At 45.0% G+C, this 12,805-nt stretch carries 13 protein-coding genes; 4 read left to right on the top strand and 9 right to left on the bottom strand.

What is annotated here, in order from left to right; genetic code table 11:
- Positions 1-41: 41 nt before the first annotated feature.
- From U0033_RS05145 to U0033_RS05125, 5 genes are all read right to left on the bottom strand, one after another.
- Positions 42-716: a glutamine amidotransferase-related protein gene (locus tag U0033_RS05145; protein ID WP_072363656.1), complete on the bottom strand. Its 675-nt coding sequence runs from the start codon at positions 714-716 to the stop codon at positions 42-44.
- Positions 717-721: 5 nt separating this feature from the next.
- Complete coding sequence (locus U0033_RS05140; RefSeq protein WP_072363657.1) at positions 722-1,543, bottom strand: PfkB family carbohydrate kinase; 822 nt, start codon at positions 1,541-1,543, stop codon at positions 722-724.
- Between the two features lie 124 nt (positions 1,544-1,667).
- Positions 1,668-2,234, bottom strand: coding sequence for a thioredoxin family protein (locus U0033_RS05135; protein ID WP_072363658.1), 567 nt, complete (start codon positions 2,232-2,234; stop codon positions 1,668-1,670).
- Between the two features lie 1,072 nt (positions 2,235-3,306).
- Positions 3,307-3,684: a hypothetical protein gene (locus U0033_RS05130; protein WP_072363660.1), complete on the bottom strand. Its 378-nt coding sequence runs from the start codon at positions 3,682-3,684 to the stop codon at positions 3,307-3,309.
- A 561-nt stretch (positions 3,685-4,245) separates the two neighbouring features.
- Positions 4,246-4,623 (bottom strand): DUF6515 family protein, encoded by a 378-nt coding sequence (locus tag U0033_RS05125; protein ID WP_072363661.1) that lies wholly within the window; start codon positions 4,621-4,623, stop codon positions 4,246-4,248.
- 172 nt (positions 4,624-4,795) lie between these two features.
- Between U0033_RS05125 and U0033_RS05120 the strand changes: the two genes are divergently transcribed.
- Positions 4,796-5,209 carry a hypothetical protein gene (locus U0033_RS05120; protein WP_143150838.1) on the top strand — a complete coding sequence of 138 codons (414 nt, stop codon included), beginning with the start codon at positions 4,796-4,798 and terminating at the stop codon, positions 5,207-5,209.
- A gap of 177 nt (positions 5,210-5,386) precedes the next feature.
- Complete coding sequence (locus U0033_RS05115) at positions 5,387-6,592, top strand: MFS transporter (protein ID WP_072363663.1); 1,206 nt, start codon at positions 5,387-5,389, stop codon at positions 6,590-6,592.
- On the opposite strand, the gene U0033_RS05110 is transcribed toward U0033_RS05115, so the two are convergent.
- The 3 genes from U0033_RS05110 to U0033_RS05100 all read right to left on the bottom strand — a co-directional run bounded on the left by U0033_RS05110 (position 6,540) and on the right by U0033_RS05100 (position 8,761).
- Positions 6,540-7,163: an alpha/beta hydrolase gene (locus U0033_RS05110; RefSeq protein ID WP_072363768.1), complete on the bottom strand. Its 624-nt coding sequence runs from the start codon at positions 7,161-7,163 to the stop codon at positions 6,540-6,542. The genes U0033_RS05115 and U0033_RS05110 overlap by 53 nt on opposite strands.
- Positions 7,164-7,221: 58 nt before the next feature.
- Positions 7,222-8,046, bottom strand: coding sequence for a 4,5-DOPA-extradiol-dioxygenase (gene ygiD, locus U0033_RS05105; protein WP_072363664.1), 825 nt, complete (start codon positions 8,044-8,046; stop codon positions 7,222-7,224).
- Between the two features lie 133 nt (positions 8,047-8,179).
- Entirely contained in the window at positions 8,180-8,761 is a 582-nt protein-coding gene (locus U0033_RS05100; protein WP_072363665.1) for a Crp/Fnr family transcriptional regulator, read from the bottom strand.
- A 42-nt stretch (positions 8,762-8,803) separates the two neighbouring features.
- On the opposite strand from U0033_RS05100, the gene U0033_RS05095 reads away from it, so the two are divergent.
- Complete coding sequence (locus U0033_RS05095; protein WP_072363666.1) at positions 8,804-10,210, top strand: sialate O-acetylesterase; 1,407 nt, start codon at positions 8,804-8,806, stop codon at positions 10,208-10,210.
- 374 nt (positions 10,211-10,584) lie between these two features.
- Here the strand turns inward: U0033_RS05095 and U0033_RS05090 are convergent, their stop codons facing one another.
- Positions 10,585-11,661, bottom strand: a complete 1,077-nt coding sequence (locus tag U0033_RS05090) for a metallophosphoesterase family protein (RefSeq protein WP_072363667.1) — start codon at positions 11,659-11,661, stop codon at positions 10,585-10,587.
- A 548-nt stretch (positions 11,662-12,209) separates the two neighbouring features.
- Here U0033_RS05090 and U0033_RS05085 point away from each other — a divergent pair.
- Positions 12,210-12,773 carry a hypothetical protein gene (locus U0033_RS05085; protein ID WP_072363668.1) on the top strand — a complete coding sequence of 188 codons (564 nt, stop codon included), beginning with the start codon at positions 12,210-12,212 and terminating at the stop codon, positions 12,771-12,773.
- Positions 12,774-12,805 lie beyond the last annotated feature (32 nt).

Below are 12,805 nucleotides of genomic sequence, written 5' to 3'. Positions count from 1 at the left end.
CTTGTTCTTTTTATAAAGTAACTTTTATGAACACCTTACAATTAGCACCCTTTTCTCTTTTCATAAGCAGCCACCAGCTTATCACAAAAAATAAAAAGCTTCTCATTCATCTCTGTAAAGGATGCATCCGCATTTTGAATCTCATCTTCATCACTATTGGCAATGAGCAGCGCCAGTACTTCGGGCGTAAACTCCATGTGGCATTGGAATCCATATACCAGGGGCGTATATTCAATGATCTGCCTGGGGCAGGCTTTACTTTTCGCCAGGATCTTACACTGTGCTGTCAGCCCGGGCATATCGTAATGCCAGTGACCTACATCCAGTATCGCACCAAAGTGACCAATCATATCGCTCTTGATACCCGCGTTGGTAAGCTCGATAGGGAGTACGCCAATCTCTTTATGCGGACTTCGGTCGTGCCGTGCACCAAGGGCTTCCCCAATTAGCTGCGCACCGAGACAGGCACCCACCACGGCTTTGTTCGCCCGGATACAGGCATTGATGAGCTGCATTTCTTCCCTGGCAGTATGCAGGGTATCCGGACTTTGCGGTCCGCCCATTACAATGAGGAGGTCGATACCATTGGCATTGGCAGGGGGGAATTGTCCTTCGTAGATGTGTGTGAAACTGACCTTGAAATTTCTTGCGTTGGCCCAAAGAAGGTATGCACCAGGCGCTTCGTAGGCCTCGTGAATGATAAAGTGAATGTGCATAGTAATTATTTTAGCAGGTGCAGGTGTTTCATGAGGGCAGCGGCACTCAGTTCTTTTTCATTGGCAGCCTGCATGTAGGCAAGTGTGTGGTTGATGAAATCCATGGCGATGCGGATGGCTTCGTCCAGGCTTTTTTGCAGTGTGAGCTGGGAGGTAAGGATGGCGGTGAAGAGGTCGCCGGTGCCGGTCGTTTCCAGGGGGATTTTAGGCCCGTGGAAGCGCGCAATTCGTTTTCCCTGGATCAATACTACTTCCATAACATCAGGCGGCGTATCGGCCAGATTTGCGCTGGTGAGGATGATTGTTTTGTTTTCCAGGAGCGCATTTTCCTCTAAAGCAGTTTTTAAGTCCTCCAGTGTGCTGAATGGCCTTTTCAGGATAAATTCCAGTTCCCAGTGATTGGGGGTAAGAATGTGTGCGAGTGGCAGGAGTTTATTGACGGAGTAGGTCGCAATTTCTTCTTCGAAATAAAGGCCGCCGCAGTGAAAATCGCCGAATACAGGATCGTATACGAATTTCAGGTGAGGGTATTGGATGACGGCATTGGCAATGATGTCGATATTATCGGGCAGGTTACAGAACCCGCTGATGAGGTATGTTGCATCTGCAGGAATGTTGATGGCGCCGATGCCTTTTACCAGGTCGGACAATAAGGCGGGGGAGATGGCTTCTCCGAAGATAACCGGGTGGCCGGTGTGGGCAGACAGGAAAACGGTAGGCAGTAAGGTGAGGTCGATGCCATGTAGCTGGATGGCGAACCCTGCGATGTTATTGCCTACGTAGCCGCTGGCTACCTGGCTTTGGATGCTGATAATGTTTTTTGGCATACGCAAATGTAAGGAGATGCTGGATTAGTGTGGTAGGCCAAAATTGACAAAAGTGGGTAGTCCAGTAGGGGAGTGTAAGTAGCGCGCTAAAACCATCTGTGTTTACCTCATCGCTTGCACTCATTTACTTTAATCCATTTAACAAAGCTGTCATTTCCTCCTGCAGATCCTGCCCCTTATTAGCATTATACCATTTCTGAATCTCCATTTTCACCATATCATAATCCGCTTTCTCCGCCGTGAGCCTTGCATACAAGGCCTGGCAATCCTTTGGCCTTGGGCCCCAGGTGGCAAGATCATAATTATCTGCATTCCTGATGATCAGTTTTGGAATAGACTTCCCTTGATTGGTAAGGTATTGATTGATCCTGAATGGCTCGGTATCCCTCAGTTCATAAGTCACTTTGATGAGTGGATTCAGCTGACTGGCCATTTCCAGGAAAGGTATGCTATGCGCCGCATCCCCACACCAGGGTTCAGTAATAATGATCCAGTGTTGGTAAGCATCGATTTTTTGAATGGCAGCGGTAAATGCAGGTGTGAGTATGCCGGTTTTAAACCAGCGGTTCATCCTGGTCCAATTCAGTTTAGTGTAATCCAGGTAGTGAGGATTGTCGTAAGGGGCCGGTTGTTCCTGATCTTTCCTGTTGAGTATAAGCTCAAAGCAATCACTATATTCCTTGAATGTCATATTGCAAAAGTAGCAATTAATTCATTGTATTTAGGCAGCTGATGGATGATTAAGCAATGGAGTTGATTAAAAAGGGTAGCCCCTTGATGGAGACGAAATGGCTTTGACGCAATTCTCAGCGTCTTCATTTTACTTTTAGTCTGCCCCAATATTACCAGGGTCTCGCAGTCATAATATAAATAGGAGGTCTTACTTCCTGAAGTTGTATCATAAGTGAAATTTCCCGGATTTGATCCGGATACCTGGCGGAGCGTATTTTTTGCCTTCAAATTACTTTCGATACAACTATTATCACGTTTTCCCTGTGATGTTGTTGTGCGGATGCCTGCAATCACTACTAAATACTATCATCAGGTGTAGAATAATTTTCGATACAACTTCTATCACGTTTTCCTGTGATGGTGTTGTGCAGATGCCCGCTAACATTGCTAAATACTATCATCAGGCGTAAAATAATGTTCGATACAACTATTATCACGTTTTCCCTGTGATGGTGTTGTGCGGATGCATGCTAACACTACTAAATACTATCATCAGGCGTAAAATAATGTTCGATACAACTATTATCACGTTTTCTCTTTGACGGTGCTGTGCAGATGCAAGCAAACACTACTAAATACTATCATCAGGCGTAAAATAATGTTCGATACAACTTCTATCACGTTTTTCCTGTGATGGTGTTGTGCAGATGCATGCAAACATTGCTAAATACTATCATCAGGTGTAGAATAATTTTCGATACAACTATTATCACGTTTTTCCTGTGATGGTGTTGTGCAGATGCATGCAAACATTGCTAAATACTATCATCAGGTGTAGAATAATTTTCGATACAACTATTATCACGTTTTCCCTGTGATGTTGTTGTGCAGATGCAAGCAAACATTGCTAAATACTATCCTCAGGCGTAAAATAATTTTCGATACAACTATTACCACGTTTCCCCTGTGACGGTGTTGTGCAGATGCCTGCTAACACTACTAAATACTATCATCAGGCGTAAAATAATTTTCGATACAACTTCTATCACATTTTCTCTGTGATGTTGTTGTGCAGATGCCTGCAAAAATTGCTAAATACGATCGTCAGGCGTAAAATTACTTTCGATACAACGTCTATCACGTTTCCCTGTGATGGTGTTGTGCAGATGCCTGCAAACATTGCTAAATACGATCATCAGGCGTAAAATTACTTTCGATACAACTATTATCACGTTTTCCCTGTGATGGTGTTGTGCAGATGCCTGCCTGCAAACACTACTAAATACAATCATCAGGCGTAAAATAATTTTCGATACAACTATTACCAGGTTTTCCCTGTGATGGTGTTGTGCAGATGCCTGCCTGCAAACACTACTAAATACAATCATCAGACGTAAAATAATGTTCGTTTCCATCATCCCTGTTTTTGGAGGAGTAACGAACATGGTTTGTCTATCCTGTTTGTTCATCCATAGTCAAATGCTGTTAATTTGTAGATATGCATGCATATGAAAAATGACACATGTGTTGTATGGAGATGCCAGTTTGTGGTATTACATTTACAGATGATTTTTCTTTTGGGATAAACGGCCCTGTTTATTCCCTTCCATTCGTCGTTCGTAGCACCTTACCTGATGAAAGATTTTATCTCCTTGTAGTATTGGCCAATCTTATTGGTGGCGGATTGTGTGTATAAACGCCAGGATTATAACTTAGTATTAATGGGTACATTAATATACACAGGTACATCACAGGGAGCCATTCGTACCGGCTCCTTTGTGATTACCTTATTTGGCGTGTTTGCTTTACATATTACAGCTGGCACTTCCTGTTGCTTATTACTGATACAATATTTTTTGCAAATAGGATTGCATTGTATATAGCGAATAGAGAGTAGTACTAACTACATCCGAAAGAGAATGACATTTACACGCAAAAGCCAAGCTATTATATGCCAATGAGATTTGCAGTGTTGTGGCTTCATTTTACTTTTTTTCAGCCCCCGCTTCTCCTGTGTCGCAGCACATTATTTACCAGGGCCTCGCTGTCACAACATAAGAATGAGGCCTTAGCTCCCTATAACACACATTCCCGCTGTAATAATACCTAACGCCTCTGTGCATACGCATTTTATAACCAATTGGTACAAAATCTACTGCAATACCTGCCGGCGGCACAGCTAATCTTTCATAGCCGCCATTTACAGGACGGTAATACCTGCCATCTGCATAATGATAATTCACTCCGTGATAAGCCACTACCCGGTGATGCCCCGGCACATCCTTTACTACCATTACTCTTTCCCGGTCTCTGCCTTTGTAGCGGTCTCTATCCCTGTGTTGGGCAGATAACTGCATAGTAGCACCAGTAAAAAGAACCATCAGGATTACAACTATTTTTGCTTTCATAACTTTAAGTTTTATGGTGAGTAACGATGACTATAAGGCGAGTATCGTGCCAACAGATGAATGCGGATAGTTAAATAGTGTTAAGCCCCCCTGTAACTAATGGCACATAAGTAGTATGGTGAAATGAATAGGGCATTCTACCTTTATTCCCTCAATTTTATATAGCAGTTAAATGATGTCTTTAATTTTGCTTTTATTAGCCGACTGTTGCTTTATCATGTTCTTTTTGCAAACATGGAAGCGAACCCGCTACCTGTATTGTATACACGCTTATGGCGAACTTTGCGAGGGGATGATTATTGATATTACTGAATCGGAAGATGCAGAAAGTAACCTGTTCTATGATGCAGTTATTGAAATTAACATCAACAATGCAAGGCATATCTTTCCTGCAGACAAACCTGAAAGGCGGAAGGGGCGCGTAGGAGAGATGGTGAATGTCCGTTATTTTAAGAATGATCTTACTACCGCCATGGTAGAACCTGCCGATAAACTTGCACGTTTAGTTATAATTATCGGTGTTGTAATGGTAATATTTTTTGTAATTAACTGGATGTGGGTGACTGCCCTAACGAACAATTACTAGCACTCATTTCATAATTACGCTTTAAGTATTGACATCAATTGCAAAAACCTATTTATGAAATGAGTGCTAGTAATTACCACAGAAGATTAACTACCCCCCAATAGATAATATTTATATCTCCCTCAGAAAAAAACGCCTAATTTCGCGCCCTGATCGTCGTATATCGTTGCCAACCATATGAAAAAGAGTTTAATGCCCTTGCTGTTGGGCGGATTAGGAATAGGAACAACAGAATTCGTCATGATGGGCCTTTTGCAGGATATTGCCAGTGACCTGCACATCACAATCCCCGAAGCTGGCCACCTTATTTCAGCCTATGCACTCGGCGTAGTAGTAGGAGCTCCCTTACTCGTCATGATGAGTGTAAAGCACCCTCCGAAAAAGATCCTCCTTTTTTTAATGCTGATTTTTACCGTGTTTAATGCCTTGTCTGCATTTTCACCAGGTCCTGTCACCCTGCTCATGGCAAGGTTCTTTGCAGGCCTGCCACACGGTGCATTCTTTGGCGTTGGTTCAGTTGTAGCCAGCAGACTCGCTGATAAAGGGAAACAGGCGCAGGCCATTGCCGTTATGTTTTCCGGATTAACGATTGCCAACCTGGTCATGGTGCCCATCGGTACATGGATAGGTCACCATTTATTGTGGAGATATACTTTTGGACTGGTAGCCGTCATTGGTTTGATGACGCTGCTCGCAATTAAATTATGGTTGCCCGCTTTGCCTGCCAATGAAAATGCAGATGCAAAGAAAGAGATGGAAGTGTTAAAGAATCCGCAGGCATGGCTGGTAATTGCGATTACTGCGGTGGGTACGGGCGGTATGTTTGCCTGGATCAGTTACATCTCTCCATTGATGACAGATGTATCGCATTTCTCAGCGGATAGCGTGTCATGGATCATGGTACTGGCTGGTTTGGGGATGATCGTGGGGAACCTGATTGGTGGCAGACTGGCGGATCGTTTTCAGCCGGTATATACCTGTGCCGGTCTCCTCTTGTGTATGGCGCTGACCCTGCTGTCGATCCATTATTTTTCAGGAATCCAGTTCGTTTCCCTGTTCCTGACTTTCCTGACCGGGGCCTTGTCTATGATGATTGCCGCGCCTATCCAGATCCTGATGATCAATACCTCTGGTGATGCCGAGATGCTGGGCGCTGCGCTTATCCAGGCCGCTTTTAATGTTGGAAATTCCCTGGGTGCTTTCCTGGGTGGATTGCCGATTGTGATGGGGTATGGATTTACGTACCCGGTTGTGGTAGGAGCCTGTATGGCCGTAGTAGGAGTGGGGTTTGCGATCCGCCTGATCAAAATGCAGCAACCACCCCTGAATATCATTCCTGCGCCGACAACCACTTATTCAAGTCCGCCAACACCTGCTGATTGATCTGATGCCCCATCGCATATTCATGATAGCTCAGGTTCACCTGCATCCCTTCCAGGAACAGTTTCGCCTCCCGCGCATAATGTATCCCCAGGGTGCCATCCTGTGTGCCATGTGATACAAACACCTGCAATGCCGGCGCCTGCTTTGCCAGCAGGGGCTTTACTTCTTCCAGTAGCCTGCTACTCAGGATAACAATCCCTTTCACCAGTTTCGGATCACTCAAGCCCACTGTATAACTCATGATCCCTCCCTGGCTAAATCCGCCCAGGTACACTTCATCCAGCTGATATTTCGCTTTCATCTCTCCCACGAACTGCCTGATCAATTCCCTGCTTTCCTTTTCCTGCTGCATACTGTACACCGGTTTGCCGCTGGAGAAATCTACATTGTACCAGGCATACCGGCCGCCGCCAAGAGCAAAATGACCCTGCGGACAAATGATATAATAATCCTTTGGCAGGTAACTGACCAGGCTAAACAGGTCCTTTTCATTGCTGCCTACACCATGCATCAGGATTAAAGCCTTCTTCTTTGCTGTCTTTACAAGGGGCTCCTGAATCAAATATTCCATACTGTTCACTTGTTTGAAAAATGGTAAAAGGGCCATCACGAAATAATACAAAGGCATATCAACCGAATTTTACGGAAGTCATCGTCAGAGAGCCACCCACCGCTTTATCATTAAAGAATGAAATGTTGTCCTTCGCAGATTGTAAACCCAGTGTATACATCAGGGGTAGATAGTGGTCCGGTGTCGGAATCGCCAGCAGGGCACTCTTACCCAATTGTGTATAGTTGATCAGTGCCTTGTGTTCACGGGAGCTGATCAGGTGTTTGAACTGGTTGTTGATGTCCAGTGCCCAGTCGTACCCATATTCCTTATCATCGAGGCGATCCCATGCCACCATTCTCAGGTTATGCACCATGTTACCGCTGCCGATGATCAATACGCCTTTCCTGCGAAGGGCATAGAGTTCTTTTGCCAGGTCATAGTGATACTGTGGTCCTTTTGAATAGTCAATACTCAGTTGCAGCACAGGAATATTTGCCTTTGGATACATATGTCTTACCACCGTCCAGGTACCGTGGTCCAGGCCCCAGTCATGGTCGAGGGAGGCATGGATCAGGGAAGCTGTTTCCCTGGCCAGGTCCGGGTTTCCCGGTGCCGGGTATTGCACGGCAAAAAGTTCCTTCGGGAAGCCGCCAAAATCATGGATGGTTTTCGGATGCTCCATAGCCGTGATCTTAGTACCCTGGGTATACCAGTGTGCGGAGATCACCAATACAGCTTTGGGGGTAGGAATTTCCTGGCCCATCTGTGTCCATCTTCTGCTGAATTCAGTGTCTTCAATGCCGTTCATGGGAGAGCCGTGACCGATGAATAATAAGGGCATCAGGTGATCATCTTCCTGTAATGAATCTGTGAAGTTTCTGAATGCTGATAGCGTTGTCATACCAATTACTCCTGTTATTATCGATTTAATGAATTGATTTCGTTTCATGTAATACAAAATTACCACATGAGAGAGCTTGGGTCCAATGATTTGAATCAAGAAATTGGGGAGGGGTTCATCTTTTGGCGGGTGCTTATTTATGCTGCGATATCCTGCTTTTTATCCTGCTCAGGGTCTCCGGGCTCAGGCCCAGGTAGGAGGCAATCATATGTTGGGGTACCCGCTGTACGATGTTGGGGTATACATTCACAAAGGCTTTGTATTGTTCATCCGGCGAAAGACTGATCATATCCCTGGTTCTTTTCTGCAGGGCGATATAAGCCTCTGTCATGAGTATACGGTTGTAAGTCTCATATTTAGGCATCTGCTGTAACAACGTTTCATGCGCAGGTTTGCTGATCAGGCATAACTCGCAATCTTCCAGGGCCTCGATATTCTGCGTAGCAGGTTCTTCTTTCAGAAAGCTGCAGAGGTCTCCCAGCGACCAGCCTTCCAGTGCAAAAGAGGTGATGTGCTCATGGCCTTCCATGTCAGTCACATACGTTCTGAGGGCACCTTTTTCAACCATGGCAATGTAGCGGCAAAGGTCCCCTTCCTGCAGGAAAAACTGGCGTTTACGCAGGGTTTTATGGGTCAGATGTGCTGCTATCTCCGCTTCTTCCTCCCTGGTGAGGGCCACTTTTTCCTTGATTTTGCTGAGAAATACTTCGTACATGAACGCTAAATTATATATTTTCCCAGTCTAAATGAATTTACAATGTTTAGGTCTTTAATAATTCCACTGGCGTTTGTAGCCTGCTTTTCAAACGCCTATGCCACTTTAAAACCCGTTAGCCTGTTCAGTGATCACATGGTATTGCAAAAGGGAGTCGTTGTTCCTGTCTGGGGCACGGCCGGTGAGGGGGCGCTCGTGACCGTGCAATACAATGGCCAGTCTGTGTCCGCAAAGACGGTGCAGGGCAAATGGATGCTGAGTTTACAACCATTGCCATATATTTCGAAAGGGTCGGAAATGAAGATCTTCTCCGGTCCGGATACCATTCATATCCAGGATGTGCTGGTAGGGGAGGTCTGGCTTTGCAGCGGCCAGTCAAATATGGAACGCCAGCTGGGGCCGCGGCCACCACAGCAACCTATCTACAACTGGGAGCAGGAGCGGGATGCCGCCAACTATCCCCTGATCAGGGAGTATTATGTACCCCTGAAATATTCGACTACAACCATCCCCGATGTCAATAACCAGTGGACGGTTTGCAGTCCGCAGACGGTGAGTGATTTCACGGCAGTAGGTTATTTCTTCGCAAAGAACCTCTATGCAAAAATGCAGGTGCCGGTAGGGATTATCTTCTCTGCTTTTGGCGGTACCCCTGCCGAAGACTGGACCAGCATCGCTGCGCTGGAAAGTAATCCGAACCTGAAAGACATGATTCAGAATTATGCAAAGACCATTTCCGGTCCGGGTTGGAAACCACAGGGCCAGTGTATCAGTGGGTTGTATAATGGCATGATTTATCCTTTGCTGCCCTACGCGATCAAAGGCGTGGCCTGGTACCAGGGAGAATCCAATAACGACCGGGCGGCGGAATACCAGGAAATTCTGCCTACCATGATCGCCAACTGGCGCACGGATTTTAAACAGCCGGAAATGCCCTTTTTAATCGTTCAGATTGCCCCGCATAAGGGTATGAGGCCGGAGATCAGGGAAGCGCAGTTTTTGGTGGTTAAAAAGGTCAAAAAAACGGCATTGATTGTGACCACTGATTGCGGTGATTCGGCAGACATCCATCCGACCCATAAACAACCGGTAGGGGAACGCCTGGCAATTGCCGCAGCAGGCCTGGCCTATGGCGTAAAAGGAGAATATAGCGGGCCTATGTTCCAGCAGAGCACCCAGGAAAAGGATCAGCTCATCGTTACCTTTTCTCATACCGGCAAGGGATTGGTGGCAAAAGGGGATACGCTCACCGGTTTTGAAATCAGCAACGGGCAGGAATATTACCCGGCCATTGCCAGGATCCAAAAGAATAAAATCGTTCTCTTTAATGAGCATGTACCTCATCCCACCCTGGTACGATATGGCTGGACTAATGTGCCGAAAGTGAATTTGTATAACAAAGAAGGTTTGCCGGCTTCTCCTTTCAGAAACGATGTTTCAAATAATTGATTGTGAAAATTAGGAGGCTGTCTCAGAACTTTGAGATGGCCCCCTTTTATTCGTATATCTGATGGAGAACGTTTTCGTTTAAGCCATTCTAAGGGCCTTAATTTTACTTATTGCAGCCTCTTTTCTGAAAAAGGGTTTCATTACCGTTGGTGAATTCCCTCTTTCATGAATGTTTTTATTCATATACTTGATGGAGAACGTTTTCGTTTAAGCCATTCTAAGGGCCTTAATTTTACTTATGAAGCAGCCTCTTTTCTGAAAAAGGGTTTCATTACCGTTGGTGAATTCCCTCTTTCATGAATGTTTTTATTCGTATCCCGGATGGAGTGTGGCCCCGTTTAAGCAATTCTCAGCCCTTATTTTTATTGATGAGCCTAGGTCTTAATTTCAAAATGATCTTCATGGGTGACTACCCCATCATCTGCCACTGAATAATAATTCCCTGACAGGAGCAATTGCCCTTCCTGTTTCTCAATACTGAATTTCAAAAACCCATGCTGGTAATAGCAGTATTTTTCTAATGATACCCCTTCGAAAACGGGCAGTTCATTCGTAAATCTTTTATCAGATAACTCCGCTATAGGGTGTAACTCATCATACCCGCCTCCACCAGCTACCACATAGCATACGTCCTTCCCGCTTTTGTATTTTTTGACCAGCCGCTGGTAATTGTGTACATGCCCGCTAAATACAATATCCGGCCTGATCCCTGTCTCCTCAAATATCTCTTCCAGTAATGTGATCATCGGGATACTGGCCCCGTGATTGGTATCAGCAGAATAGGGCGCATGGTGAATACAAATGATCAGGGCCTTGCCAGGACGTTCTGCGTCTGCGCTGCGTAACTCGCCTTTCAGCCATTCCTGTTGCCCGGGTGTCACAATGCCGAATTTAGGTACATTGCTATGCATCCCGATAATATTTGCCAGGGGTGTTTTGAGTGTCCAATAGACATTTGGCTGGACCATACTCTTTCTTGCCGCATTGTTACTGAATGGAACGGTCTGCGGGGTGGTATCACAAAACACGGTCACAAAATGTTCCAGGCTATGATAAGGCGGTGCTGCCGGGTTCACATCACTGTCATGATTACCCGCTATCGCAAATATTGGTGCCGGGTAATTTTGAAAAGGCCCGAAGAATTGCCTGTAGTATTGGCTGGCTTCACCGTGGTTGTATACCACGTCGCCCAGGTGAAATAAGAATTGTGGAGGATTGTCCTGTTCAAATTGGGCCTCCATAGCCGTGATCACTTTCCGCTGAAAATCAGTGCTTCTGAGGCTGCCGGTGTCACCTACGAGGTGAAAAGTCATTTGCTGGTGGCTGATCTCCGGGATAAGCTGCCGGAGATCCAGGTGGTAAGGGAAGGTGCCTGTCGGGGCTGGCAAAGGCTGAAATTTATATGAATCGTCTGGCTGATCTTTCTTCTGAACCGGTGTACTATATTTCATGTCACGAAGATAAATAATAATCAGGGGGGTAGGTTTAAGGAAATATTATAAATTTATGTCCGAAAAATCCGGGATATAATGAAAGCCCTCCTTGTAATGGACATGGGAAATGCTGTTATCCGGCTATAATACGATGAGTAAATAATAATCAGAAAGGTAGGTTTAAGGAAATATTATAAATTTATGTCCGAAAAATCCAGGATATAATGAAGGCTCTCCTTGTTATGGACATAGGAAATGCTGTTATCCGGCTATAATACGATGAGTAAATAATAATCAGAAAGGTGAGTTTAAGGAAATATTATAAATTTATGTCCGAAAAATCCAGGATATAATGAAGGCTCTCCTTGTTATGGACATAGGAAATGCTGTTATCCGTTTTTGCCCGACTATAACACGATCTGTAAAGTGATAGGTATCGCCCATAGTAAAAACATCCCCGTTATCTTTGCAGGGATGCCTGAAATAAGTAAGGCAGATGTGATAACTTTAAATGAAATGATGATGTTTTCCATACTCGCTGCGTTAAAAAAACGACAAATTAACCTATGAAAATAGCCAACTTTTATCCATTTCTATTCCTGCTGGCCGCCTGTCATCAACAGGAACAAAAAGCTGCTGCCACCGTAGCTGCTGATACCGCAGCAACACCACCTATAGTTAATGACAAACCCGGAATAGAAAGGCACCTGGTATTTTCCAATTTTAAAGACAGCGTTGCCGCAGGTATGGAACTGACCAGGAGTCAGCTCTTCCATTATCTCAAGTCCGATACAACAAGTGCTAAAAGCAGGCATGCCGGGCATGAGCTGAGGCGATTAGGGAATATGTACGTAATGATCATCGATTTTAACCATGGCTCTTATCGGCTGTATACTTTTGACAGTACTACCTACACCCGGCTGGATGATGAGATTCTTGGTTTTAACACCGATGCTGATGGCGATAATGGCGGAGGCACCTGTGAATATGAATTTGTCAATGACTCTACCATCGAAGTGGTGGAAAAGGATGTTCCACCTGAAGGGAGTAATAAACCTGAACAACTCACACGTACTACATTTGCAATTTCATACACCGGGAAAATTAAAAAGACAGGAGACCGGCAATAAGATATTTTAAAACTACCTGCATCTGCAAATGA

Source organism: Chitinophaga sancti (genome assembly GCF_034424315.1).
In the GTDB taxonomy this organism is placed as follows: domain Bacteria; phylum Bacteroidota; class Bacteroidia; order Chitinophagales; family Chitinophagaceae; genus Chitinophaga; species Chitinophaga sancti.
The sequence above is the reverse complement of the archived record's forward strand: the minus strand, read 5'-3'. Positions and strand labels throughout refer to the sequence as shown.

Bases quoted from the DNA above. Each gene is read 5' to 3' on its own strand.
- U0033_RS05110 (WP_072363768.1), bottom strand. From the start codon at position 7,163: ATGGAATATTTGATTCAGGAGCCCCTTGTAAAGACAGCAAAGAAGAAG.
- U0033_RS05145 (WP_072363656.1), bottom strand. From the start codon at position 716: ATGCACATTCACTTTATCATTCACGAGGCCTACGAAGCGCCTGGTGCA.
- U0033_RS05100 (WP_072363665.1), bottom strand. From the start codon at position 8,761: ATGTACGAAGTATTTCTCAGCAAAATCAAGGAAAAAGTGGCCCTCACC.
- U0033_RS05120 (WP_143150838.1), top strand. From the start codon at position 4,796: ATGATGTCTTTAATTTTGCTTTTATTAGCCGACTGTTGCTTTATCATG.
- U0033_RS05130 (WP_072363660.1), bottom strand. From the start codon at position 3,684: ATGAACAAACAGGATAGACAAACCATGTTCGTTACTCCTCCAAAAACA.
- U0033_RS05095 (WP_072363666.1), top strand. From the start codon at position 8,804: ATGTTTAGGTCTTTAATAATTCCACTGGCGTTTGTAGCCTGCTTTTCA.
- U0033_RS05085 (WP_072363668.1), top strand. From the start codon at position 12,210: ATGAAAATAGCCAACTTTTATCCATTTCTATTCCTGCTGGCCGCCTGT.
- U0033_RS05090 (WP_072363667.1), bottom strand. From the start codon at position 11,661: ATGAAATATAGTACACCGGTTCAGAAGAAAGATCAGCCAGACGATTCA.
- U0033_RS05140 (WP_072363657.1), bottom strand. From the start codon at position 1,543: ATGCCAAAAAACATTATCAGCATCCAAAGCCAGGTAGCCAGCGGCTAC.
- U0033_RS05135 (WP_072363658.1), bottom strand. From the start codon at position 2,234: ATGACATTCAAGGAATATAGTGATTGCTTTGAGCTTATACTCAACAGG.
- ygiD (WP_072363664.1), bottom strand. From the start codon at position 8,046: ATGACAACGCTATCAGCATTCAGAAACTTCACAGATTCATTACAGGAA.
- U0033_RS05125 (WP_072363661.1), bottom strand. From the start codon at position 4,623: ATGAAAGCAAAAATAGTTGTAATCCTGATGGTTCTTTTTACTGGTGCT.
- U0033_RS05115 (WP_072363663.1), top strand. From the start codon at position 5,387: ATGAAAAAGAGTTTAATGCCCTTGCTGTTGGGCGGATTAGGAATAGGA.